General features: G+C 72.4%; 20 protein-coding genes. 15 read left to right on the top strand and 5 right to left on the bottom strand.

Translation table 11 applies throughout. The features are described 5' to 3' along the window. Positions 1–17: 17 nt before the first annotated feature. Entirely contained in the window at positions 18–1,730 is a 1,713-nt protein-coding gene (hutU, locus tag BU197_RS09415) for a urocanate hydratase (protein ID WP_188267789.1), read from the bottom strand. A 177-nt stretch (positions 1,731–1,907) separates the two neighbouring features. Here hutU and BU197_RS09410 point away from each other — a divergent pair, with 177 nt between their 5' ends. The 6 genes from BU197_RS09410 to BU197_RS09385 all read left to right on the top strand — a co-directional run bounded on the left by BU197_RS09410 (position 1,908) and on the right by BU197_RS09385 (position 6,267). After that, on the top strand, positions 1,908–3,233 hold the full coding sequence (locus BU197_RS09410) for a diaminopimelate decarboxylase (RefSeq protein ID WP_188267788.1): 1,326 nt from the start codon (positions 1,908–1,910) through the stop codon (positions 3,231–3,233). Between the two features lie 188 nt (positions 3,234–3,421). Next, a complete protein-coding gene (locus BU197_RS09405; protein WP_188267787.1) occupies positions 3,422–3,901 on the top strand; it encodes an SRPBCC family protein in 480 nt (159 codons plus the stop codon). A 270-nt stretch (positions 3,902–4,171) separates the two neighbouring features. After that, entirely contained in the window at positions 4,172–4,570 is a 399-nt protein-coding gene (locus tag BU197_RS09400; RefSeq protein WP_188267786.1) for a hypothetical protein, read from the top strand. Further along, entirely contained in the window at positions 4,567–5,334 is a 768-nt protein-coding gene (locus BU197_RS09395) for a transcriptional regulator (protein WP_188267785.1), read from the top strand. Before BU197_RS09400 ends, BU197_RS09395 begins: the two co-directional genes overlap by 4 nt. Before the next feature lie 41 nt (positions 5,335–5,375). Next, entirely contained in the window at positions 5,376–5,768 is a 393-nt protein-coding gene (locus BU197_RS09390) for a roadblock/LC7 domain-containing protein (RefSeq protein WP_223182602.1), read from the top strand. 127 nt (positions 5,769–5,895) lie between these two features. After that, complete coding sequence (locus tag BU197_RS09385; protein WP_188267784.1) at positions 5,896–6,267, top strand: hypothetical protein; 372 nt, start codon at positions 5,896–5,898, stop codon at positions 6,265–6,267. Between the two features lie 16 nt (positions 6,268–6,283). On the opposite strand, the gene BU197_RS09380 is transcribed toward BU197_RS09385, so the two are convergent. After that, positions 6,284–7,129 carry a MurR/RpiR family transcriptional regulator gene (locus tag BU197_RS09380; protein ID WP_188267783.1) on the bottom strand — a complete coding sequence of 282 codons (846 nt, stop codon included), beginning with the start codon at positions 7,127–7,129 and terminating at the stop codon, positions 6,284–6,286. Positions 7,130–7,682: 553 nt separating this feature from the next. Here BU197_RS09380 and BU197_RS09375 point away from each other — a divergent pair. From BU197_RS09375 to BU197_RS09350, 6 genes are all read left to right on the top strand, one after another. Continuing rightward, positions 7,683–8,066, top strand: a complete 384-nt coding sequence (locus BU197_RS09375) for a hypothetical protein (protein WP_188267782.1) — start codon at positions 7,683–7,685, stop codon at positions 8,064–8,066. Then, a complete protein-coding gene (locus BU197_RS09370) occupies positions 8,044–9,051 on the top strand; it encodes a hypothetical protein (RefSeq protein WP_188267781.1) in 1,008 nt (335 codons plus the stop codon). The genes BU197_RS09375 and BU197_RS09370 overlap by 23 nt, the downstream gene beginning before the upstream one ends. Before the next feature lie 78 nt (positions 9,052–9,129). After that, on the top strand, positions 9,130–10,722 hold the full coding sequence (locus BU197_RS09365; RefSeq protein WP_317452047.1) for a hypothetical protein: 1,593 nt from the start codon (positions 9,130–9,132) through the stop codon (positions 10,720–10,722). 95 nt (positions 10,723–10,817) lie between these two features. After that, positions 10,818–11,480 carry an ABC transporter ATP-binding protein gene (locus tag BU197_RS09360; RefSeq protein WP_223182613.1) on the top strand — a complete coding sequence of 221 codons (663 nt, stop codon included), beginning with the start codon at positions 10,818–10,820 and terminating at the stop codon, positions 11,478–11,480. Continuing rightward, positions 11,477–12,769: an ABC transporter permease gene (locus tag BU197_RS09355; RefSeq protein WP_188267779.1), complete on the top strand. Its 1,293-nt coding sequence runs from the start codon at positions 11,477–11,479 to the stop codon at positions 12,767–12,769. Before BU197_RS09360 ends, BU197_RS09355 begins: the two co-directional genes overlap by 4 nt. A 138-nt stretch (positions 12,770–12,907) precedes the next feature. Beyond that, positions 12,908–17,395, top strand: a complete 4,488-nt coding sequence (locus tag BU197_RS09350) for a hypothetical protein (protein ID WP_188267837.1) — start codon at positions 12,908–12,910, stop codon at positions 17,393–17,395. A 69-nt stretch (positions 17,396–17,464) separates the two neighbouring features. On the opposite strand, the gene BU197_RS09345 is transcribed toward BU197_RS09350, so the two are convergent. Both BU197_RS09345 and BU197_RS09340 read right to left on the bottom strand, forming a co-directional pair. Further along, complete coding sequence (locus BU197_RS09345) at positions 17,465–18,070, bottom strand: SMI1/KNR4 family protein (protein ID WP_188267778.1); 606 nt, start codon at positions 18,068–18,070, stop codon at positions 17,465–17,467. A gap of 360 nt (positions 18,071–18,430) precedes the next feature. Then, positions 18,431–19,819, bottom strand: a complete 1,389-nt coding sequence (locus BU197_RS09340; protein ID WP_188267777.1) for a cystathionine beta-synthase — start codon at positions 19,817–19,819, stop codon at positions 18,431–18,433. A 104-nt stretch (positions 19,820–19,923) separates the two neighbouring features. Between BU197_RS09340 and BU197_RS09335 the strand changes: the two genes are divergently transcribed. The 3 genes from BU197_RS09335 (at position 19,924) to BU197_RS09325 (ending at position 23,525) form a co-directional block, all read left to right on the top strand. Next, positions 19,924–20,961, top strand: a complete 1,038-nt coding sequence (locus BU197_RS09335; protein WP_188267776.1) for an SGNH/GDSL hydrolase family protein — start codon at positions 19,924–19,926, stop codon at positions 20,959–20,961. Between the two features lie 112 nt (positions 20,962–21,073). After that, complete coding sequence (locus tag BU197_RS09330) at positions 21,074–22,294, top strand: acetyl-CoA C-acetyltransferase (RefSeq protein ID WP_188267775.1); 1,221 nt, start codon at positions 21,074–21,076, stop codon at positions 22,292–22,294. A gap of 397 nt (positions 22,295–22,691) precedes the next feature. Further along, positions 22,692–23,525, top strand: coding sequence for a hypothetical protein (locus BU197_RS09325; RefSeq protein ID WP_188267774.1), 834 nt, complete (start codon positions 22,692–22,694; stop codon positions 23,523–23,525). Positions 23,526–23,549: 24 nt separating this feature from the next. Here BU197_RS09325 and BU197_RS09320 read toward each other — a convergent pair whose 3' ends face one another. After that, positions 23,550–23,879 (bottom strand): hypothetical protein, encoded by a 330-nt coding sequence (locus BU197_RS09320; protein ID WP_188267773.1) that lies wholly within the window; start codon positions 23,877–23,879, stop codon positions 23,550–23,552. Positions 23,880–23,967: the final 88 nt, after the last annotated feature.

The following is a 23,967-nucleotide window of genomic DNA, read 5'->3' as shown; positions in this document are numbered from 1 at the left end:
GGCGTGGAACGTGTCACTCACGCGGAGGCCGCCCCACCGTCGGCGGCGGCTTCGGCAGCCGTCCTTTCCCCGGCCCCGCCCTCGCGCATCGGCACCCGGACGCCCTTCTCCTCCGCGACCCGTTCGGCGCCTTCGTAGCCCGCGTCGACATGGCGGATGACGCCCATGCCGGGGTCGTTGGTGAGCACCCGGCGGATCTTCTCCCCGGCCAGCGGGGTGCCGTCGGCGACGGTGACCTGCCCGGCGTGGATCGAGCGGCCCATGCCGACGCCGCCGCCGTGGTGGAGGGAGACCCAGGAGGCGCCGGAGGCGACGTTGACCATGGCGTTGAGCAGCGGCCAGTCGGCGATGGCGTCGGAGCCGTCGCGCATGGCCTCCGTCTCGCGGTACGGGGAGGCCACCGAGCCACAGTCGAGGTGGTCGCGGCCGATGGCGAGGGGCGCGGTGAGTTCGCCGGAGGCCACCATGTCGTTGAAGCGCTCGCCCGCGCGGTCCCGCTCGCCGTAGCCGAGCCAGCAGATCCGGGCGGGCAGGCCCTGGAAGTGGACGCGCTCGCCGGCCATCTTGATCCAGCGGTGCAGGGACTCGTTCTCGGGGAACAGGTCCAGGATCGCCTTGTCGGTCTTGTGGATGTCGGAGGCCTCGCCGGAGAGCGCGGCCCAGCGGAAGGGGCCCTTGCCCTCGCAGAACAGCGGGCGGATGTAGGCGGGGACGAAGCCGGGGAAGGCGAACGCCCGCTCGTATCCGGCGAGTCGCGCCTCGCCCCGGATGGAGTTGCCGTAGTCGAAGACCTCGGCCCCGGCGTCCATGAAGCCGACCATGGCCTCGACGTGCCGGGCCATGGACTCGCGGGCGCGGGTGGTGAACCCGGCCGGGTCCTTGGCCGCCGCGTCCGCCATGTCGTCGAAGTCGACGCCGACGGGGAGGTAGGCGAGCGGGTCGTGGGCGCTGGTCTGGTCGGTGACGATGTCGATCGGGGCGCCTTCGGCGAGCAGCGCCGGAAGCAGTTCGGCGGCGTTGCCGAGGAGGCCGATGGAGAGCGGGCGGCGGGCGTCGCGCGCCTCGGTGGCGAGCCGGAGGGCGTGTGCGGGGGAGTCGGCCCGCACGTCCAGGTACTTGTGCTCGATACGGCGCTCGATGGCGCGCGGGTCGCAGTCGACGCAGATCGCGACGCCGTCGTTCATCGTCACGGCGAGGGGCTGGGCGCCGCCCATGCCGCCGAGTCCCGCCGTGAGGGTGATCGTCCCGGCGAGGGTGCCGCCGAACTTCTTGGCGGCGACGGCGGCGAAGGTCTCGTAGGTGCCCTGGAGGATGCCCTGGGTGCCGATGTAGATCCAGGACCCGGCGGTCATCTGCCCGTACATGGTGAGGCCGAGCTGTTCCAGGCGCCGGAACTCCTCCCAGTTGGCCCAGTCGCCGACCAGGTTGGAGTTGGCGATGAGGACGCGCGGGGCCCATTCGTGGGTCTGCATGACGCCGACGGGGCGCCCGGACTGGACGAGCATCGTCTCGTCCTGCTTGAGGGTGCGCAGGGTGCGGACCATGGCGTCGAAGGAGCGCCAGTCGCGGGCCGCCTTGCCGGTGCCGCCGTAGACGACGAGCTTGTCGGGGTGCTCGGCGACCTCGGGGTCCAGGTTGTTCTGGAGCATACGGAGGGCGGCCTCCTGCTGCCATCCCAGGGCGCTCAGTTCCGTACCGCGCGGGGCCCGTACGGGGCGGGGTCCTGACATGGCGGTGCCTCCTCGAATGTCGCTCGGATATTCACATCCTGGCGTCATGAATAGTTGTAGTCAACAGGGCGGGGCGCCCCGCGTGACCCATGTGCCCCGCGTGACCCACATGACCCGCTCCCGTCGAGACGGCGGGATGGCACATACGACCCGCCCCCGCCCCGCCGAGGTGGTGGGATGGCCCCCATGGCCTCCTCCCGTCGCGACCTCGCCGTCCGAGCCTCCGTCGACCAAGGGCTCCTCTCCCCCGCCGCACCCGTCGTCGCCCTCCTCGACACCGCCGGTATCCGCGCCTCCGCCGCCGCGCTGACCAGTGCCTTCGCCGCCGTCACCGACGCCCCCGTGCTGCACGCCTTCGCCGTCAAGGCCTGCCCCCTCGTCCCCGTCCTGCGCCTGCTCCACGAGGCCGGGATCGGCGCCGAGGTCGCCAGCCCCGGCGAACTCGCCCTCGCCCGCGCCGCCGGGGTCCCACCCCGCCACACCGTCCTCGACTCCCCCGCCAAGACCCCCGCCGAACTCCGCGAGGCCCTGGCCCTCGGCATCGCCGTCAACGCCGACAACCTCCAGGAACTCGCCAGGCTCGACGCCCTCGTCGCCTCCGCGCCCACCGCCTCGCCCCTGGGCATCCGGGTGAACCCGCAGGTCGGAGCCGGTGCCATCGGTGCCACCTCGACCGCGACCGCCACCTCCAAGTTCGGTGTGGCGCTCCGCGACGAAGGCGCCCGCGCGGCCCTCGTCCAGGCCTTCCTCGCCCGCCCCTGGCTGACCCGGCTGCACACCCACACCGGCTCCCAGGGCGTACCGCTCGCCCTGATGGCCGAGGGCGTCCGGGAGACGTACGCGCTCGCCGAGGAGATCAACCGGGCGGCCGGACGGCGCCGGATCGACACCCTCGACATCGGCGGCGGACTGCCGGTCGACTTCGCCTCCGACGAGGAGACGCCGACGTACGCGGAGTACGCCCGGCTGCTCGCCACCACCGCCCCCGGCCTCTTCGACGGGCGCTACCGGCTCGTCACCGAGTTCGGCCGCTCCCTGCTCGCCAAGCACGGCACGGTCCTCGCCCGCGTGGAGTACACCAAGAGCGCCGGGGGCCGGGCCGTCGCCCTCACCCACGCGGGCGTCCAGCTCGCCACCCGTACGGTCTACGCCCCCGAGTCCTGGCCCCTGCGCGTCCTCGCGTACGACTCCGCGGGCCGCCCCCGCACCGGGGAGGTCACCGTCCAGGACGTGGCGGGCCCCGCCTGCTTCGCCGGGGACCTCCTCGCCACCGGCCGCGCCCTGCCGCTGCTGCGCCCCGGCGACGTGGTGGCCCTCCCCGACACCGGCGCGTACTACTTCGCGCACCACTACGCGTACAACAGCCTGCCCCGCCCCGGCGTCCACGGCTTCACCGTGGACGCGGACGACCGGGTGCGCTTCACGACGGTACGCAGACCCCAGACACTCGCGGAGATCGTCGCGGAATCGGGCGGCGGGGAGGCGGAGGCGCTGGTGGGGTGAGGGGTCGGAGGGAGAGGGGAAAGGGCCCCGACGAGCAGGGCTCGACGGACGGGGCCCGCAGGAAGCGCCCTGCGCGAAGGGGCCCCGACACGCAGGGCCCCGGACGGAAGGCCCCCGGCAGGAGGGGGCTTCCATGACGGCCCCTCCGCCCGGTAGCGCTCGCCCGCACCCCCCGCTTCCATGAAGGCATGACTGGAACCGGTACGGCCGCCACCTCCGTCGTCGTCGAGCGTCGGGTCTCCGCCTCTCCCGGGCGGGTCTGGGAGACGATCACCGATCTCCGGGAGCTGCCCCGTCTCCTGTCGGGCGTCTCGCGGATCGAGGTGCTCACCGAGGGTGGCTTCGACGTGGGCACGCGCTGGCGCGAGACCCGCAGGACGCTGGGCAAGGAGGCCACCGAGGAGCTGACCGTGACCGCCTGCGAGCCGCCCGACCGGTACGTCACCACCGCCGCCTCGCACGGCATGCGGTACGTCTCCGAACTGACCCTCGCCCCGGACGGCACGGACGCCACCACCCTGCGGATGGCGTTCACCGCCCGGCCCGCCGACGGGCGCGCGCCCGGCCTCCTCGGGCGGCTCACGGGCCTGTTGGGCGGGCGGATGGTCGCCAAGGCGCTCGCGAAGGACCTGACGGAACTGGCACGGGCCGTCGAGTCCCGGTTCTGAGCCCGAGCCGCCACCGGGTCGGCAACTGTTCCGATCCGAGGCCCCCCCGGGGAGAGGGGAGACAGGGCGGGCCGCCACTGCCCCGAGAGGCGCGCGGGGGCGCTCGAACCCCGACCTGACAGACGATCCCGAGCACGTTCCGGGTCAATTTCGAACAGACGCAGGCATGTTCCGGCGGAAAATGCCAGAACCGCTTCCGGCCGCCGCTGCGTTCAGTAACGTCGCCGTCACTGCCGCACGTTCGCACGCCGTATCGGGAGGGGAATCCGCGTGCCCGGAATCGACGAGTGCCTGACGGAGGCCATGACCCTGCCCGGTGCCCGAGGTGCCTCCCTGGTCGACTGGACCAGCGGGCTCGCCCTCGGCACGGCGGGCGAGTCGCCCGTCGGGGACCACGAGACCACGGCCGCCGAGACCGCCGAACTCGCGCGCTACGCAGCCGAGTTAGACACCTTCGCCACCCCCGGGGAGGCATCGGGAGACGCCCCGGGCCTCCCGGTGGAGGACCTGATCGTCACCACCCGCTCCGGCTACCACGTCATCCGCTTCGTCGAGACCTCCTTCGACAGCAGCGTCTTCCTCCACCTCTGGCTCGACCGCGACACCGGCAACCTCGCGCTCGCCCGGATGCGGCTGCGGGACATGACCGAAAGGCTGGTCCTCGGATGAGCGCCGTCGCCACCCCCGTATCCCCACTCCTCGTCCGGCTCGCCGCCGAGCGGGCCACCGGCGCCCTCCTGCGCGACCACGGCACGCTCTACCTCGTCGACGGACACGTCGTCCACGCCGAGAGCCCCGCCGCCCCCGGCGTCGACATCCTGCTGACCACCGGCGGCCGACTGCCCCGGGAGAACTGGGACGAGGCCGTCGACCGGGCGGGCGCGCACCACGCCGTCGGCCGCTTCCTCGTCGACAGCGGGCGGCTGCACGACGGCGAGCTGGAGATCTGCCATCTCGGCGCCGTGTTCGACGCCGCCTTCTTCGCCCTCTCCCCCACCAGCGGCCCGACCCGCTTCCGGTACGGGGTCGGCCACTGGTTCGGCACGGTGCGGCCGGTCTCCGCCGAAGCCGTCGAACGCGAGACGGTCCGCCGCCGCGAACTCCTCGACGCCGTCTGGCCGTACGCCTCCGTCGACACCGCCCCCGTGGTCCCGAGGCCGGCCGCGCCAGGACAGACGGCGGGCCCCCGGCAGCGCGCGCTTCTCGCCGCCGCCGACGGCGTACGCACCCCGGCGGAGCTGGCCCGGCTGCTCGGCAGGCCCGCCTTCCACACCCTGCTCGACGTGCGCCGGCTGGCCGCCGCCGGGCTCGTGGAGACCCCGCTCGAACCCGCGCCCGTACCGCCCCCGGCCTCCTTACCGGTCCCGCCGGTGGCCGATCCCGACATCGCCTTGCTGCGCCGGCTCCGTGACGCCCTGGAGGCACACCCGTGATGAGGCGTGCCCTGCGCCTGCGCGCCGAAAGGAAACAGCTCATGACGGCAGAAGCCGAGGTGCTCGGCGAGCTACGCAGGCTGCGGGCCAGACTGCCCCAGCTGACCGGAGCGCTCGCGGCCAGCGCCGACGGGCTGGTCCTGGCCCACGACCCGCTGGACACCGACGCGGAGAGCGTGGCCGCGCTGACGGCGGCGGCGCTCGGCGTGGGACAGCGGCTCTCCGTCTCCACCGGACAGGGCCGCTTCCGCGAACTGCTGGTCCGGGGCGAGGGCGGTTACGTCGCGACGTACGCGGCGGGCACCTCGGCCGTCCTGACGCTGCTCGCCGAACCCCGGATCAACGTGGGCCGCCTCCATCTGGAGGCCCGCAGGTCCAGCGCCCGGATCGGCGAACTCGTCGACGGGGCACTGGAGCGCAGAGACCCCACCTGACCGCACGGTCCCGGCCACCCGCACCACACGAGCCACCCGCACCACCCAAGCCACAAGAACCATCGGCAGCACCGGCATCACCGGCATCACCCGCGAAACCCGTACCCGAGAAGGAAGAAGTACGACCATGGCGAACACCGAGACCTCGCTCAAGGAAGCCCTCTCCATCGACGGCGCCATCGGCGCGGCCCTCGTCGACTACACGAGCGGCATGGCGCTCGGCACGCTCGGCGGCGGCAAGGAACTCGACCTGAACGTGGCCGCCGCGGGCAACACCGACGTGGTGCGCGCCAAGGTCCGGGCGATGGAGATGCTGGGCCTCGGCGACGAGATCGAGGACATCCTGATCACCCTCGGCCGCCAGTACCACCTGATCCGGCTGCTCAAGGGGCGTGGCACCAACGGCCTGTTCCTCTACCTGGCCCTGGACAAGGAGCGCGCGAACCTGGCGATGGCCCGCCACTACCTGAAGCGCATCGAGTCCGAGCTGGAACTCTGACCGTCCCTCGTACGCCCTACTCGACGAAGAGTCCCCGGGCCGCCGCCCTGGTGTCGAACTCCTCAAGTCGCGCCTGCGCGTCGGGGAGTTCGTCGGCCATGGCTTCCAGGAGGACCCGGCCGAGGAGCATCGGCGCGCAGGCCGTGTCGAAGGCGAGGCCGGTGCCGACGGGCGCCGGGATGAGCAGGTCACTGTGGGCGGCGACGGGCGCGAACGCCGACTCGGCGACGGTCACGATCGTGAGCCCGGCCGCCCGCGCGTGCTCCAGCGTCTCGACGACCTCCCGGGGGTGCCGGGGCAGCGCGAAGCAGAGCAGGGCGGTGGCCCCTGCCAGTACGGCCGCGTCGACGCGGTCCGTGAGCATGGAGCCGCCCTCGTCGAAGAGCCGGACGTCGGGGTGCACCTTGGCGGCGAAGTAGGCGAAGCCGCGCGCCTGCGAGGACGCGGCCCGCAGCCCGAGGACGGGCAGCGGGCGGGAGGCGGCGAGAACCCGGCCCGCCTGTTCGACGGGCGCGGGGTCGGCGAGCAGCCCGGCGAGGTGCCGGAGGTTCGCGATCTCGGCGAGGACGGCCTGCTGGTACTCGTTGAGCACCTCGCCCTCCCCGTCGCCGGACTCCGTCTCCGGGGGTGTGACCTCGCGCAGATGGCGCCGGAGCGCCGGGTAGCCGTCGAAGCCGAGGGCGACGGCGAAGCGGGTGACGGAGGGCTGACTGACCCCGGCGAGTTCGGCCAGCTCGACACTGGACAGAAACGGCACGTCGGCGGCGCGGCGCACCATGCAGTGCGCGATCCGCCGCTGGGTGGGCGTGAGCCGATGCCCCTCGAAGAGCCCTTGCAGCCGCCCGGCAGGACTGTCGCTCATGCCGCCTCCTCTCGCTATTCACCGCTTATTGGTCCTGCATAACTATATGCAGGATCGCGGGGGAGGGTCACCTCGCGAGACGGGTGCAGTGATCTGGGTCACATGAAAGCCGCCCCACGGAACCCCCTCTTCGCACACTTCCGACCACATCTTCACACCTCCCCCTGGATCAACTCTCCGCATCCACAGGAGAGTTGACGACCCTCCCGGGCGTGAACACGCAGCGGAATCCCTTGGTTACACATCCCCCATGATCGACACCAAGTGGAAGAACCCGACACCTCGGACGTCGCCGAATTGATCTAGACCCCCTCCCCCACACCCGAGTACCGTCTGCCGCGTTCCGAATCCACAGGGTGAGGAATTTCCGGATCCCCAATGGTCCGGTATCGGTGATCGAGGAGATTCAGGGGGAATCATGAGCATCCGAACTGTTCGCACTCGCACGGGAGTCACGGCTGCCGCGGCCGCTGCGGCGGCCATGACCATGCTTTACACCGCGACGCCCGCGGCGGCGGCTTCCACGCAATACGTCAGTGACAACTGTTCCTTCATGAACTGCACCGAGGGCGACCTCTACCTGAACTACAGGTCGGTCGCCAGCTCCGGTAACGGAAACCCGCCCGGCAGTTTCGCGAAGTTCTACGGGAACATCTACGACCACGCGGGCACGACCATCTCGTACAACGGCACGGACACCGGCACCGTGAACTACGTGTACGTCTTCTCCGCCGGTCAGGGCGAGGGCTCGGGCCAGGCGGTCAAGAACAACTCCGCGTCCGCCAACAACTGCTCCGCCGTGGACGGCTACCGGGTGTACTACAACTCCGGCTACGCGGGTCACTCCCAGTCCATCCCGCACTACTGGGCCTGCGCCTCCAGCACCAACCTCGACGCCACCCTGAAGAACAACAATGCCTCTTCGCACTTCGCGTGAGGTCACGGGGTTCCGCCCCCCGTCCGGGGCGAGAGGGCCGCTGACGCGGTCCCTCCTCGCCCTGGCGGGGGCGGTCCTCGCCCTGAGCCCGCTGACGGGCTGCGGCCCGGCGGACCCCGCCGAAGGGGCACCGCGCGCCGGCGCCCCCGGCGCCGCCGTCCCGGTCGACGAGTCGAACTGGCCCAAGTCCACCCCGGACAAGGGGCTCGCCCGGGGGCTCGTCCTCCCCCTTCAGCAGTACATGCAGACGTACAAGGAATCCGTCGTCATCGAACGGGCCGCACGGGGTCTCCAGACGGAATGCATGGCCGAATTCGGCTTCACCATCGTCTTTCCCCCGGCAGGCGTGAACCCGCCGCCGAACGCGGACGACGCCAACATGTCACGACGGTACGGAATCACCGAGCGCGACCTGGCGGAGAAGTACGGATACGGAATTCCGCCGGACGCGGTGGAACACCCCGCACCTCCTCGCCTCACCCCCGCCGCCATCGCCGTCCTCACCGGCCGAAAGGCATTGGACCCGAGAGCGGAACCGGCACCGGCCACCTATCAGGGAAAGAAGATTCCCAAAGACGGCTGCCAGGGCTCGGCATTCGACAGGATCGGCGCCCGCATCGACTTCGGGCTCTCCAGCCGGCTCGATCACGACAGTCTTGTGAAATCTCAGGAGACACCGGAAGTCCAGGCCGTGATCAAAGCCTGGTCCGGCTGCATGCGGAAAAAGGGATACGAGGTCGCCGACCCCTATGCGGCCACCGACCTGGTGCGCAGGGTCGAGGGCGTGGAGACCTCCGGCAAGGAGATCGCCGCCGCGCTCGCGGACATCGACTGCAAGAAGGAAGTGGACCTCGTCCGCATCTGGCACACGGTCGACGCCGCCCTCCAGGCCCGGCAGGTCGAGCAGAACCAGCTCGCGCTTCAGCAGCTGAAGGACAAGAACGCCCACGCGGTCAAGGCCGCCGAGGCGGCACTGCGCGGATAGGCGGCCCGGGGCGGGCTCCGGCATCCCGGAACACCCGGCCCGGCACCGCACCGCACCGCACACACAGGGGGATCAGCGGTGGACAAGGGACCTGACGCCTCACCCGGCGACGACGTGGGGGAACACGCCTCCGGGCACGAGGCGGCGGAGGAGCCGCGCACCGGCCTCGCCCGGCGCCGACGGCTGCTCGGCGCCGTGGCCGCCGCGGCGGTCCTGGTCTCGACGCTCGGCATCGGGGCCGCCCGGGTGATCAAGTCGCCCGCCCAGGCCGCCGCCGACACCGAGGCGCCGCCGCCGAGCGTCATCACCGCGACGGTGGAGCGACGGGTGCTGAAGGAGGCGGTGATCGTACGGGGGACCGTGCGCGCCTCCCAGACCGTCGAGGTCGCCGCCTCCGGTGGCGCGGGCGGCACGCCCGTCGTCACCAAGATGAACGTGGACGCCGGTGACACCTTCCGCTCCGGCCGGGTCCTGATGGAGGTCTCCGGACGGCCGGTCATCGCCCTCAAGGGAAGCGTCCCGGTCTACCGGGACCTCAAGCCCGGCGCCGAGGGCGAGGACGTCGGCCAGCTCCAGAGCGCCTTGCGGGAACGGGGCCACTCCACCGGCTCGGACCGCGAAGGGCTCTTCGGACCCGGCACGAAGGCCGCGCTCACGGCCTTCTACCAGGGCATCGGCTACGACCCCCTGCCCGCGGAGCCGGACGGCGAGGAGAGCCTGACCGGCGCTCAGGAGGCGGTGACCGAGGCGCGTCGCCGGGTCGAGGACATCCGGTCGGCGGCCCGGACAGCACCAGGGCCCCCCGGGACTCCCGGGACACCGGGGACACCGGGGACCACGACCGGCTCCGACTCCGGCACCGGAGCGGACGCGAAAGCCGGTGCGGAATCCGGTTCCGGCGGACCCGCCGGCCCGGCTGGCAGCCCCGCCGGCCCGGACGGCACCTCCGTGGAACTCGCCCGCGCCCGGGAGGACCTGGCGAAGGCCGTGGACCGGCTCGAACAGGTCAAGGCGCGGACCGGCCCCATGCTCCCCGCCTCGGAGGTCGTCTACCTCAAGGGCTTCCCGGCCCGGGTCGACGCGGTGTCCGCCGTCGTCGGCGGCAAGGCCGAGGGGAACGCCCTGACCGTCTCGGCGGGTGCCCTGATGGTCGAGGGGTTCCTCCAGAAGCACCAGCGCGGTCTGGTCAGGCCCGGCCAGCGGGTCACGGTCTTCTCCGAACTCGAAGGCAGGTCGGCCGGGGCGACCGTGCGCTCCGTCGCGACCGCCCTCGCCCGGCCCCGGACGGGGGCCGGTGCCGCCGAGCCCGGGGGCGACAAGGCCGGTTCCCCGGGCTACGCCCTGCTCGTGACCCCGGACAAGCCGCTGGACACCTCCCTGGCAGGCCAGGACGTACGGCTGACGGTCGAGACGGCCGCCACCCGGAACGCGGTGCTCGTCGTCCCGGTCACCGCGATCTCCGCCGGGGCCGACGGCACCACCTCGGTGACGGTCGTCGGACCGGCGGGAAAGCGGCTCCGGGTGCCCGTGAGCACCGGCGGAACCGGCGACGGCTACGTGGAGGTCAGGCCCGTGCGCGCGGCGGATCTGTCCCCGGGCGACCAGGTCATCACCGGGGTCGCGGCCGGTGCGCCCGCCCGGGGCGGCGCCACCGCCGTCGGCCTGTCATGAGCGGGACGGCTCCGAGCGGCGGGACCGCCGCCGTATCGCCCGGCGCCCGGACGGGGACCGATGCCCCGGCCCCGCCCGCCCCGCCCGTGATCGAGATGCGCGGCGCCGGTCTCACGTACCCGGGACCACCCGCCGTGACCGCCCTCAAGCCCTGCGATCTCGTCGTGCGGAAGGGCGAGTTCGTGACCGTCGTGGGCCCCTCCGGCTCCGGGAAGTCGACCTTCCTCAACATCGCGGGACTGCTCGACTCCCCCACCGAGGGCCGGTACCTCCTCGACGGCGTCGACACCGGGCCGCTGCGCGACGCCGACCGCTCGGCGCTCCGGGGCCGCCGCATCGGCTTCGTCTTCCAGGCCTTCCATCTGCTGCCGCACCGCACGGCGGTGGAGAACGTGTCGCTGTCGATGGTGTACGCGGGGGCGAGCCGGGAGGACCGGGTCCGCGCGGCCCGGGACGCCCTCGTGCGCGTCGGCCTCGGGCACCGGCTGGAAGCCGTACCGACCACCCTGTCCGGCGGCGAGCGGCAGCGCGTGGCCATCGCGCGCGCCCTCGCCTCCCAGCCCTCCCTGCTCCTGTGCGACGAGCCCACCGGCAACCTGGACAGCGCCACGGCGGCGACCGTGATGGAGCTTCTGGAGGGCCTGCACCGGGACGGGATGACCGTCCTGGTCATCACCCACGATCCCGCCGTGGCCCGGCGGGGCGCCCGCACCCTCTCGATCCGGGACGGCGTGCTGACCGAAGGCCCCACCCCATGAGACTCCGACGTTCCACGGAACCCCACCGCACCGAGGGACCCGGCCGGCTCGCGCGGTTCCGGCGTCGCGGGACCCTCGGCATCGAGCCCTCCCGCCTCGCCTGGCGCGACCTCGTCTCCGAGTCCACCGCCGGACTGCTCCAGCGTCCCGCCCGCGCGGCGCTGACGGCCCTCGGCACCGTGCTCGGCGTCGGTTCCTTCGTCGCCGTGCTCGGCCTCACCGCCACCGCGGCCTCGCAGATCGACGGCCGCTTCACCGAGCTGAACGCCACCGAGGTCACCGTCCAGGACGTCAGCGGCGAGTACGACGAGTTCGAGACCCTGGCCTTCCCCGGCGACGCCGACCGCCGGGTGGAGCGCCTCAACGGCGTCACCCACGGCGGCGTCCTGTGGTCGGTGCAGCCGGGCGGCGACCGGCAGGTGCGGGCCGCCCCGGTCGCCGGAGTATCGGCCGCGAGCCAGATCCAGATCGTCGCCGCCTCCTCCGGCGCCCTGCTCGCCGCCGAACCGGCTCTGCGGGAAGGGCGGGTGTACGACCGCTGGCACGACACCACCCGGCAACGGGTGGCCGTGATCGGCGCGGGCATGGCGGCCAGGCTCGGCATCACCACCCTGGAGACGCAGCCCGCCCTGTTCATCGGCGACGAGGCGTTCACCGTCATCGGGGTCGTCGAGGACGTACGGCGCAAGGCGGACCTGCTGCTCTCGGTGATCGTCCCGCGCAGTACCGCGCAGGAGCTGTGGGGCCCGCCCAAGGACGGGGCCGAGATGCTCGTCAGCACCCGGGTGGGGGCGGCGCAGCAGGTCGCCCGCGAGGCGCCCGTCGCCCTGCGCCCGGACCACCCCGAGTACCTCAGGGCCGTCCCGCCGCCCGACCCGCGCGCCCTGCGCAGCGGGGTGAGCGGGGACCTCGGGCAGCTGTTCCTGGTGCTCGCGGCCGTCTGCCTCTTCATCGGCTCGGTCGGCATCGCCAACACCACGCTGGTCGCCGTCATGGAACGGACCGGCGAGATCGGGCTGCGCCGGGCCCTGGGGGCCAGGGGACGGCACGTCCTCGCCCAGTTCCTCACCGAATCGGGGGTGCTGGGCGCACTGGGCGGACTCGTCGGCACCTCCCTCGGCGTGAGCGTGGTCGTCGCGGTCGCCATGGCCCGGGAGTGGACGCCCGTCATCCAGCCCACGACGGTCGTCGCCGCCCCGGTGATCGGCCTGCTCACCGGCCTCCTCGCCGGTCTCTACCCGGCCTGGCGCGCCAGCCGCATCCAGCCGGTCGAGGCGCTGCGCCGCTGACGCACGGCGCACGCAGCGCCTTCCCCTCACACGTCACGGCGGGGTGCTCCCGTACGCCGGGAGCTTCGCCGTGCCTCCGGAAGATCCGATGGTGCGCGAGCACCACTCCGACGAAGGAAGAGCGTGAGACACATACGCATGCGGCGCCTGGCGCCGCTCACGGTCGCGCTGGCCACAGCGCTCGCCGTGCCGCTGACGCTGCCCGCGCGGGCAGCGCAGACCACACCCCCGGCGGGCGGCGCCCCGGCGCCGGTCACGCGGCAGGTGGACGAGCCCGGCGCGGTCGCGCCCGCGGACCGGGCGGCCGTCCTGGGCGACGGCTACGCGCGGTCCACCGACACCGCGTTCACCACCTCCGGCGACGGTACGGGCTTCCACCTGCTCGTCGCCGACGAGAGCGCGGGGTACGCCTGGAAGACGGCGGCCACCCTGTCCGAGCCCGGCTTCGACGCCGACGCCTGGATCGGCAACGCCTGCCTCACCGCGTCCGGCAGGCGCGCGGCCGTCGCCTACGCGCCGCGTACCTTCACCAACAAGCCGGAACTGATGGCGCGGGGAGCCTTCGCGGCGACCGTGGACCTCACCACGGGCAAGGTCACCAAGCTTCCCTTCCAGGCTTCGCTCGCCTACTTCAGCCCCGGCTGCGGCGCGGGCGAGCAGGCCGTGTTCAGCCAGCTGTCCTACGAGGAGGACAGCGCGCAGCGGACCCGGCTGATCACGGTGGACACCGTGACCGGCGAGTCCGGCGAGCCGGTCGCCTACCCGGGCCAGGTCACCTCCGCCGTGCCGACGCGGGACGGCATCGTCGCCGCGCACGGCAACCGGCTGGTCGCCGCCGGGGCGAAGGGCGGGCTCCGGGAGATCACCCGCACCCGGGCGGTCCCCTTCCAGCTGACGGCGGACTCCTCCGGCGGCCTCACCTACATCGACCGCTCCGGCGGCGGCGACGCCGTGACGGTGGCGACGGGGTACGCCGAGCACCTGACCGGCGCGCAGCTCCGTCAGGGCCGGGCGAAGGCCGCCACGGTGGCCTCGGGCCGGCTCACCGACTGGGACCTCGCCTCCTCGGCCGACGGCACCGTCTACGTGACCGGCGACGCGGCCACGAAGGGCACCCTGCCGAAGGCCGTCAGGAACCCCGGCGGTCTGGCCAAGGGCGCCCGGCTCTCCAGCCACGGCCACGCGGCGGTCACCACGGCGTGGGCGGACGGCAAGGACAGCCGCATCCGGCCCGAGGAGGCACTGACCGAGCGCACCGCGCGCACCACGGTGCGGCTCCTCGGCACGGCCCGTACCGTGACCCTGGACACCCTGCCGGGCGAGGTCCGCGTCGGCGGGCCGAAGGCGGCGGAGCGGGGCCGTACGCCCTCTCCGGCGCTTCCGGCTCCGGCGAAGGGCGGCACGGCCGCCACGCGGGGCACGGGCGGTTCCCCGGCCGCGAAGGGCCTCGCCCCCGCCGCCGGTGCGGCCGCGTTCGGCGGCTCGCCGACCGATCCCGGCGAGGACGAGAACGAGCGCACCTGCGCGGTGCCCCGCAACGACGTACGGAAGCAGGCGTTCCAGCCGACTCCCCGTCAGGTCGAGTGGGCCGTGGACCAGGCGGTCATCGGGCGTCTGAACCTCACCCGCAGCCCGAACTGGAAGAACACGGGCATGGGCGGCTACCAGCCGCAGGGCCTGTTCCCGCCGATCACCCTCGCCGGTGACCCCAACGGAACCCTGGACAGCGAGGACGGCGACAACGACCGCTGGCACATCCCGTCACAGATCCTCCTGGGCGTCACCGCGCAGGAGTCGAACATGTGGCAGGCCACGCGGTACGCGGTGCCCGGCGTCACCGCCAACAGCCTGATCGGCAACTACTACGGCGTCGACTACAACCCCAGTGGCACCCAGGGCGACCCGTGGTCCATCGACTGGAAGAAGTCCGACTGCGGCTACGGCATCACCCAGGCCACCGACGGCATGCGGCTCCCGGGCCACGACCAGCCCACCAAGACGGTCCTCCAGCAGGAGGCCATCGCGCTGGACTACACGGCCAACATCGCGGCCGGGGCCCAGATCCTCTCCGAGAAGTGGAACCAGACGTACAACGCGGGGATGAAGGTCAACGACGGCCACCCCAAGTGGATCGAGAGCTGGTTCTTCGCCCTGTGGGCGTACAACTCGGGCTTCTACCCGCAGTCCGCCGCGGACTCCGCCGGACACTGGGGCGTGGGCTGGACCAACAACCCGGCCAACCCGCTGTGGAAGGCCAACCGCACCCCGTTCCTGGAGAACGCGCTCGGCGGCACCGACTACAGCCACGCGGCACGCCCGCAGGAGTGGCCGTACGAGGAGAAGGTCATCGGCTGGGCCGCCCGGCCCATCACGGCCATGTTCGCCCCCGGTGACATGCAGGCCGGGTACCGCCCCGCCAACTGGACGATCAACGCGGACCGGACGACCGCCAAGCCGCCGATCGGCCTGTTCTGCGACACGTCGAACAACTGCACTCCGAGCAAGATCGCCGAGGGTGACTCCAACGACCCGGGCATGGGCGCCTGCGGTCTGGACTCCGGCAACGGCACCACCAACCCGCACTGGCTGCACTGCTGGTGGAACAAGGCGGTGACCTGGAAGAACTGCGGCTCCGGAGCCCAGTGCGGCAACCAGGTGCACCGGTTCGACACCAGTTACCCGGAGCAGCCCGACGCCAACTCCTATCCGCCGCGCTGCTCCAGCGGTCTCCCGGCGAACGCCCTGATCGTCGACGACGTCCAGCACGGGATCGTCCCGGCGGGATCGGCTTCGAGAAGCTGCGGGACAACCGTGTCCGCAGGCACGTTCAAGCTGAACTACTACATCTGGAGCGACGGCACCTACCCCGGAAAGATGGACACCCACCAGATCGGCGCCGGCTACGGCAACCACTTCTGGTTCACCCACACCCGCCAGCCGGACCCGAACTACGGGCACCGGATGGAGATCGACGGGGTGTGGAAGCTGAACCAGCCGATCCCGGGCGGCCAGGCGAAGGTCTACGCGCACATCCCGGACCACGGGGCGCAGACCAAGAACGCCGACTACCGGATCAAGACGGTGGACGACACGGTCGTCAAGCCCGTCTCCCAGGCGGACAACGCCTCCAACAAGTGGGTCGACCTGGGCGCCTACCAGTTCGGCGACACGATTCCCCAGGTCAGCCTCTCCAACTTCACCTCCGACGGGACCGGTGAGAAGGACATCGCGTGGGACGCGATCGCCTTCGTTCCGGGCGAGTACTCGGGCATCCCGGCGGATCTGACCTTCGGAGACCCGAACCCGCTCGCTCCCGACCCGGAGCCGAACGACCAGCCCCAGACCGCCGCCTCCCTCTTCTCCGACACGATTCCGTCGCCCTCCTGGCCGGTCGCCCCGGCGAACGGCGCCGGAGCGTCCGGCGGGCAGCAGGCCAAGAGCGGCGGTGCGGGGACCAGTGCCGTGCTGTCCTTCGGCAAACCGACCACACTCGGGCTGCTCCAGTCGCCCTCGCTCACCGGTCTCACCGCGGCGACCCCCGGGGAGACCGCGTCCTGCTCGGTGGTCCAGAACCCCTCGGTCAACTTCCTGCGGACCCAGTCCTGCCTGGTCGACGAACTCGTCATCACCTACCTGGTGAACGGCACCCCCAAGGGCCAGGCGAGGTTCAACTTCCGGCTTGAGGTCGACACCGACCTCAACACCGACACGACGACGCAGACCGCCTCCATCCAGCTGAAGTCCATGGACTCGGCCGTCAACACCGCCTCCGTCAACCTGGACTTCCTGTGCCGGGGCTACTGCCAGGTCACCACGACCCCGTGGACCGGCCTCACCACCTTCGCACGCGGCGACGCCCACTGGGCGATCGTCACCTCCCGGATGAAGTGGACGCCGTCGAACGGCGCCGAGCGCGGCACGATCACTCCGTACTGGAGGCTCAGCGGTACGGCCAACGGCGCTCCGAGCAACTCGGTCGACGCGGAGAGGCCGGAACTCAACGTCCGGTGCGACGTCGAGGCGAAGGCGACCCCCGGCTGTGTCTTCCTCTCGTACCGGCCCGAACTCCGGATCAACGAGAAGAAGTTCCCCGCGGCCGCGGCCCACATCTGGCTGATGCAGGAGAAGATCCCCGGCGGGTACGGCCGAAAGGGCAAGGAGCCGCTCACGTACCTGACGAAGGATGTCCTCGTACCCCTGCCCAACTCCACGAAGCCGCTGCCCGATCACAACCGGGACGTCATCTGCCCCCAGTCGTGGGTACGGAGCCCACTCGCCACCATGTCTCCCGAGCTGGGCCCGAACGACGTGCCCAGTTGTGACGAGTACCCCTTCGCGTCCAGCTGGCAGAGCGCGGCGATCCCGAAGGTCTGGAACGGCCAGAACCAGAAGTCCGTCGCCGACGGCAGCGGGTGCGCCAACACCATCGCCCAGCGCGATGCCTCGGGTCTGTGGCACCTGATCCCGGACCCCCGGGAGCACCTGCCCACCTGGACCGAGCCGTGCGGACGGTCCAGCATGTCCAACAACCAGAACTCCCAGTCCATGGCCGGGTTCGGTGGCTTCATCACGCGCAACCGCCTCCTGGAAGGCGACGCCTACTGGGTCAACGCGCCCAAGCCGTAGGGAGGAAACCGTACGAACGGCGGGGCCCGGTGCGTTCTTCGCGCCGGGTCCTGCCCCGTTTCCGGGTCCTCACTCCCAGTCGAGCAGACCGTCCCTTGCCACCGGCCGGTAGCCGCCGGTCGCGGGGGTGGCCTCGCCCCGCTCCAGCGCTTCCGCGATCCCGGTCAGGCAGGGGCCGAGCGAAGGGGCGCGGGCGGAGGCGTACTCGGGCTCGTGGAAGGCGAGCACCGGGGGGCTGTCCCCGCCGTGCGCGGTGTCGAGGAGCATCCCGACATGGGCGTCCGGGACGGCCGTGACGGGGATCCAGGAGGGCCGCCACCAGTCCTCGTCGTCGATGTCGACGGCGATCCGGCGGTTCCGGCGGTACAGGAGGCCGATGCTCTCGCAGTCGAGGAACACCTCGCCGCGGGGCAGGAAGGCGGAGTGGGGATGGGGCACGTACCGGTGCCCGCCCTCCGGGAGCGGCACCCGGTGGTCCAGGGCGGTGCCGCCGTTGTTCCGGCGCAGCCAGGCCACCAGGTCCCCGGGCACGGCAAAGCCCAGGGCTTCTTCGAGAAGGCGCAGGTCCTCGTCGGAGGCGGGCGGGCGGAGCACGGCCGTGTTCCCGGGTGCGTGGGCCTCCAGCCAGCGGACGATCCCGTCCCACGAGGCGGCCGCCTCGTTCGCGTAGGTCATGCGCCTGTCCTACCAAAGCGTCGTCGCGGGGACCGCCGCACCCCCGTTCACCGGGGGGCGGGACGACGGCGGTCCCCGCGAGGGGCGCGGGTCCGGGTCAGGGCCGGGCTTCGCGTCCGTGGCGTCGTACGGGATCCGGGAGCCGCTCCGGAGAGTCCGTGACGCCGACGTCCACCAATCTGCCCGACCCGTGTGACGCGGGTGCTTCGCGGATGTGTCGGGCTCGTTCCGGTTGTGCGAACGGGCCCGGCGCCTCCTTGTGACGGTTCACGCGCACGACCCGGCCCCGCCCCGTACCGGCTTCGCGCGCGGGCCCGGTGCCTCCCGGCGCCGGGACCGAGCCTCGTCCCCGTGCCGTCCCTACTTCGTTCCCCCGCCCGCCAGGAACGCCAGCAGGTCCTGGCGGCTGACGACGCCGGTGGGCTTGCCCTCGACCAGGACGATCGCCGCGTCCGAGGTGTCGCCGAGGACGGCCATCAGGTCGGCGACCGGTTCGCCGGAGCCGACCTGCGGCAGCGGGCGGCACATGTGGTCCTCCAGCGGGTCCTCCAGGGACGCCTTCTGGGTGAAGAGCGCCTGGAGCAGTTCGCGCTCGACGACCGAGCCGATGACCTCGGCGGCCATGACGTCGGGGTGGCCCGCGCCCGGCTTCACGATGGGCATCTGGGAGACGCCGTACTCGCGCAGCACCTCGATGGCCTGGCCGACGGTCTCGTCCGGGTGCATGTGGACGAGGGAGGGAATGCCGCCGTCCTTGTGGCGCAGCACGTCCGCGACGGTGGCGGAGGTGGTGTCCTCAAGGAAGCCGTAGTCGGCCATCCACTCGTCGTTGAAGATCTTGGAGAGGTAGCCGCGGCCGGAGTCCGGCAGGAGGACCACCACGACGTCGTCGGGGCCCAGCTCCCGCGCGACCTCAAGGGCGGCCACCACGGCCATGCCGCAGGAGCCGCCGACGAGGAGGCCCTCCTCCTTGGCGAGGCGGCGGGTCATCTGGAAGGAGTCCTTGTCGGACACGGCGACGATCCGGTCCGTGACGGTCCGGTCGTAGGCGGTGGGCCAGAAGTCCTCGCCGACGCCCTCGACCAGGTACGGCCGGCCGGAGCCGCCCGAGTACACGGAGCCCTCGGGGTCCGCGCCGACGATCTCGACCTTCCCGCCGCTGGCCTCCCTGAGGTACCGGCCGGTGCCGGAGATCGTGCCGCCGGTGCCGACGCCCGCCACGAAGTGGGTGATCCGCCCCTCCGTCTGCTCCCACAGCTCGGGACCGGTGGTCTCGTAGTGGGAGCGCGGGTTGTTCGGGTTGGAGTACTGGTCGGGCTTCCAGGCTCCGGGCGTCTCGCGGACGAGCCGGTCGGAGACGTTGTAGTACGAGTCCGGGTGCTCGGGGTCGACGGCCGTGGGGCAGACGACGACCTCGGCGCCGTACGCGCGCAGTACGTTGATCTTGTCGAGCGACACCTTGTCCGGGCAGACGAAGATGCACTTGTAGCCCTTCTGCTGGGCCACGATCGCCAGGCCGACGCCCGTGTTGCCCGAGGTGGGCTCGACGATGGTGCCGCCGGGCTTGAGTTCGCCGCTCTGTTCCGCCGCCTCGATCATCCGCAGGGCGATCCGGTCCTTGACCGAGCCGCCCGGGTTGAAGTACTCGACCTTGGCGAGAACGGTTGCCTGAATGCCCGCGGTGACGTTGTTGAGCTTCACCAGCGGGGTGTTGCCGACGAGGCTGATCATCGAGTCGTGGAATTGCACCGTAATCTCCGGGGTCTCCGTAATGGTGTGGCCAGCGTATGCGTAGTCGGAGCCGGTTACGGGGCAGTTAGACCTTTGACCGGTCTGAAGGAGGTGACGGCCCCATGTCGAGGGCGCGGGTGGCACGGCGGATCGCGGCGGGTGCGGCGTACGGGGGCGGCGGCATCGGCCTGCTCGGGGTGGCGGCGGTCGGCGTGCTCGTGGCCGAGGTCCAGATCGCCAAGCGGGCCGTCGGCATCGGGGCGGCTCCGCTGCCGCCGGGGGCGGACGGCCTGTACGGCAGGGCGTTCGGCCCGGACACCCCGCTGCGGCTTGCCCTTCTGGGTGATTCCACGGCGGCGGGCCAGGGCGTGCGCCGCTCGGGCCAGACGCCGGGCGCGCTGCTCGCCTCGGGGCTCGCGGCGGTGGCCGAGCGGCCGGTCGTGCTGCGGAACGTGGCGCTCTCCGGCGCCCGCTCGGACGATCTGGAGCGGCAGGTGTCGCTGCTGCTCAGCCAGCCGCTCGGGCCGCCGGACGTCTGCGTCCTGATGATCGGCGCGAACGACGTCACCCACCGGATGCCGCCGACCCAGTCGGTGCGGCTGCTGGCCTCGGCGGTGCGGCGGCTGCGGACGGCGGGCGCGGAGGTGGTGGTGGGCACCTGCCCGGATCTGGGGACGATCGAGCCGGTGTACCAGCCGCTGCGCTGGCTGGCCCGGCGGACGTCGAGGCAGCTGGCGGCGGCGCAGACGATCGTGGTGGTGGAGCAGGGCGGCCGGACGGTGTCGCTGGGGGATCTGCTGGGGCCGGAGTTCGCGGCGAACCCGCGCGAGATGTTCGGGGTGGACAGTTTCCATCCCTCGGCGGAGGGGTACGCGACGGCGGCGATGGCGGTCCTGCCGACGGTCTGCGCGGTGCTCGGCGTCTGGCCGGAGACCGACCGGCCCGAGCCCGCCCGCCGGGAGAACGTGCTGCCGGTCGCCAAGGCGGCGGCCGAGGCGGCGTCGCAGGCCGGTACGGAGGTGACGGGGGTCCGGGCGCCCTGGGCGCTGCTCAAGCACCGGCGCAGGCGGCGGCTCCCGGTCCCGGCGGAGCCGTCGGCCGTCACCGATCCTCCCCCCGCCCCGCACGGCCCTCGGGTCCCGCACACCCCCCGAGCCTGAGCGAGCGCTTAGAAAAGAGGTCCGCATCACACGTCCGGCCCGGTGACCCCGTGCGGTACGTGCGGGTAACTTCCCTTTCAGTCCGCTCACTCCGCACCCTCATGGAGCCGTGATGCCCGAAGCAGTGATCGTCTCGACCGCCCGCTCCCCCATCGGCCGGGCCTTCAAGGGCTCCCTGAAGGACCTGCGGCCGGACGACCTCACCGCGACCATCGTCCAGGCGGCCCTGGCCAAGGTGCCCGAGCTGGACCCGCGCGACATCGACGACCTGATGCTGGGCTGCGGTCTGCCCGGCGGCGAGCAGGGCAACAACCTGGGCCGGATCGTGGCCGTGCGGATGGGCATGGACCACCTCCCGGGCTGCACGGTCACCCGCTACTGCTCCTCCTCCCTCCAGACCTCCCGGATGGCCCTGCACGCGATCAAGGCGGGCGAGGGCGACGTGTTCGTCTCGGCGGGCGTGGAGATGGTGTCCCGCTTCGTGAAGGGCAACTCGGACTCGCTGCCCGACACGCACAACCCGTTCTTCGCCGAGGCCGAGGCCCGTACCGCCGCCGTCGCCGCATCCGAGGGCTCGGCCTGGCACGACCCGCGCGAGGACGGCCTGGTCCCGGACGCGTACATCGCCATGGGCCAGACCGCGGAGAACCTGGCCCGGCTGAAGGGGATCAGCCGCCGGGAGATGGACGAGTTCGGCGTACGGTCGCAGAACCTCGCCGAGCAGGCCATCGCCAAGGGCTTCTGGGCCCGCGAGATCACCCCGGTGACGCTGCCGGACGGCACGGTCGTCTCCGCCGACGACGGCCCGCGCGCCGGGGTCACCCTGGAGGGCGTGGAGGGCCTCAAGCCGGTCTTCCGCCCCGACGGTCTGGTCACGGCGGGCAACTGCTGCCCGCTCAACGACGGCGCCGCCGCGCTCGTGATCATGTCGGACACCAAGGCGCGCGAGCTGGGCCTGACCCCGCTGGCCCGGATCGTCTCCACCGGCGTCTCCGGCCTCTCCCCCGAGATCATGGGCCTGGGCCCGGTCGAGGCCTCGAAGCAGGCCCTGTCGCGCGCCGGCCTGACCATCGGGGACATCGACCTGGCCGAGATCAACGAGGCCTTCGCCGCCCAGGTCATCCCCTCCTACCAGGAGCTGGGTCTCGACCTGGACAAGGTGAACGTCAACGGCGGCGCCATCGCCGTCGGCCACCCCTTCGGCATGACCGGCGCCCGCATCACCGGCACCCTGATCAACAGCCTCCGGTTCCACGACAAGCAGTTCGGCCTGGAGACCATGTGCGTGGGCGGCGGCCAGGGCATGGCGATGGTGATCGAGCGGCTGAGCTGACCCGAGCCGGGAGGGCGTGACGGAAGGACCGGAGCACGTCGGAACGGGCCGCGCGGACCGGATCCGAGCCGGGAAGGGCCGGATTTCCGGCCGTTCCCGGGATCGGGAGGACCGGACTTCCGGCCGTTCCCGGTCCGGTCGGCCGGACCGGGAGGCGCGGGGCCGACCGGCCGCCGGCCGGGTCAACCACGCCGCGTCCGAGCCGTGACCGAATCTCCCCCAGGATGTGACCTACATCCCGGAAGAGTTTATTTACGCAGGTCAGAGCCATGTTGGGACTAACCTCCTGGTACAAATACCTGTCCAATTCGTGACGTAATGCACTGACAGCGGGCCCCACCCCACGACAAGCTGAGGTAGGAAGTCGGGGGATCGACTCGGAATGGGGAGTACGTCAGTGAGCGCCATGCCTCTTGCCCTGCTGCTGACCACGGCCGCCGCCACGGCCGTGGGCACTGCCGCCCTGCACGCCGTCCATGGTCTCCGCAAGCAGGTCGCCGCGCTGCGGAGCGAGCTGGCGACCGGTCACGGCGTCACCGTTCCAGCCGCCCGCACCAGTCACGCCGCCGAGATACGGGCCGCGGTCGCGGAGGCCCTGGCCGAGGAGCGGGAGCGCGAGCTCGCCGAGGCACGGGCCTTCTGGGCCGCGCAGGAGGCCCGGGACGCGGCCGACGCGCCGTCCCTGCTCGGCGGTCTGGGCGGCCCGGCCGAGGACGCCGGTTTCTACGTGCCCCGCCAGACCGACTTCGTGGGCCTTGAGGCGATGGCCCTTGAGGCGATGGAGGCGGAGGCCGCCGCGCTCGACGGGATCGACCCGCTGGACGCCTTCGACGAGTATCCGGAGGACTCCGCGGAGCTGGCCGCCGCCCGCCGCCGCCACCCCTCGCACCCGGACTTCGTCCCCGTGCAGACCCCGGTCGTCACCGACCACGAGCGGACCGTCGCCCGCCTTGAGGGACTGGCCGACACCCGTACGGCGCTGACCGACGTACGCCCCGGCCCGCTCGGCACGCTCGACGTGTACGTCTTCGCCGACGGCACCACGCTCTGCATGACCCCGGGGCACCGCGAGACCGCGGAGCGCCTCGCGGAGGCCCTGCGCTCCGGCCGCACGCCGGTGCTGCTCGGCGGCTCGGGCGTCTCGGGCGCCTTCGCCCTCACCTTCTCGTACGGCGACTCCGACGAGGAGAACGTCTACATCCTGGCGGACCGCGTCATCGCCTCCCTGTAGCCCCCCGGAAGCCCCGGCGGGGTCCTACAGCCCCGAGCGCCGCTCCGCCGCCCGTACCCGTTCCACGGCCTCCGCCAGTTCCCCCTCACGGGAATCGGCCGGGGCCGTTCGCAGGATCTCGGCCAGGTCGTTCCCGGCCACGACCAGTTGGTCGGCCACGGCGAAGACCCCCGCGTCCGGCATGGTCCTCGGCTCCCGCCGCGGGTCCTCGGCGCGCTGGGCGCGGGCCGCCAGCTCCCGGGCCAGGGCCAGGCCCTCGGCCGCCGCACCGCGCTGGAGACGGCTCTGCGGGGCGCTCCGCAGCCGGTCGGCGAAGCGCTCGACGGCCTCGGTCAGTTCACTCGTATCACGCACCCCGCGACCCTACGCGCCGCCCGGCCCCGCCGGGTGCCGCGGGTACGCGGAAGGGCCCGCCCGGCGCGAAGCCGGACGGGCCCTTCAC

It is taken from the genome of Streptomyces sp. CBMA291 (assembly GCF_014596525.1).
Taxonomy (GTDB): domain Bacteria; phylum Actinomycetota; class Actinomycetes; order Streptomycetales; family Streptomycetaceae; genus Streptomyces.
Note: the sequence above shows the minus strand (reverse complement) of the source record. Positions and strands in the feature narration are given on the sequence as shown.

Excerpts from the sequence above, each read along its gene's own strand:
- hutU (WP_188267789.1), bottom strand. The coding sequence starts at position 1,730 with ATGTCAGGACCCCGCCCCGTACGGGCCCCGCGCGGTACGGAACTGAGC.
- BU197_RS09410 (WP_188267788.1), top strand. The coding sequence starts at position 1,908 with ATGGCCCCCATGGCCTCCTCCCGTCGCGACCTCGCCGTCCGAGCCTCC.
- BU197_RS09405 (WP_188267787.1), top strand. The coding sequence starts at position 3,422 with ATGACTGGAACCGGTACGGCCGCCACCTCCGTCGTCGTCGAGCGTCGG.
- BU197_RS09395 (WP_188267785.1), top strand. The coding sequence starts at position 4,567 with ATGAGCGCCGTCGCCACCCCCGTATCCCCACTCCTCGTCCGGCTCGCC.
- BU197_RS09390 (WP_223182602.1), top strand. The coding sequence starts at position 5,376 with ATGACGGCAGAAGCCGAGGTGCTCGGCGAGCTACGCAGGCTGCGGGCC.
- BU197_RS09385 (WP_188267784.1), top strand. The coding sequence starts at position 5,896 with ATGGCGAACACCGAGACCTCGCTCAAGGAAGCCCTCTCCATCGACGGC.
- BU197_RS09380 (WP_188267783.1), bottom strand. The coding sequence starts at position 7,129 with ATGAGCGACAGTCCTGCCGGGCGGCTGCAAGGGCTCTTCGAGGGGCAT.
- BU197_RS09375 (WP_188267782.1), top strand. The coding sequence starts at position 7,683 with ATGAACTGCACCGAGGGCGACCTCTACCTGAACTACAGGTCGGTCGCC.
- BU197_RS09370 (WP_188267781.1), top strand. The coding sequence starts at position 8,044 with ATGCCTCTTCGCACTTCGCGTGAGGTCACGGGGTTCCGCCCCCCGTCC.
- BU197_RS09360 (WP_223182613.1), top strand. The coding sequence starts at position 10,818 with ATGCGCGGCGCCGGTCTCACGTACCCGGGACCACCCGCCGTGACCGCC.
- BU197_RS09355 (WP_188267779.1), top strand. The coding sequence starts at position 11,477 with ATGAGACTCCGACGTTCCACGGAACCCCACCGCACCGAGGGACCCGGC.
- BU197_RS09350 (WP_188267837.1), top strand. The coding sequence starts at position 12,908 with ATGCGGCGCCTGGCGCCGCTCACGGTCGCGCTGGCCACAGCGCTCGCC.
- BU197_RS09345 (WP_188267778.1), bottom strand. The coding sequence starts at position 18,070 with ATGACCTACGCGAACGAGGCGGCCGCCTCGTGGGACGGGATCGTCCGC.
- BU197_RS09335 (WP_188267776.1), top strand. The coding sequence starts at position 19,924 with ATGTCGAGGGCGCGGGTGGCACGGCGGATCGCGGCGGGTGCGGCGTAC.
- BU197_RS09330 (WP_188267775.1), top strand. The coding sequence starts at position 21,074 with ATGCCCGAAGCAGTGATCGTCTCGACCGCCCGCTCCCCCATCGGCCGG.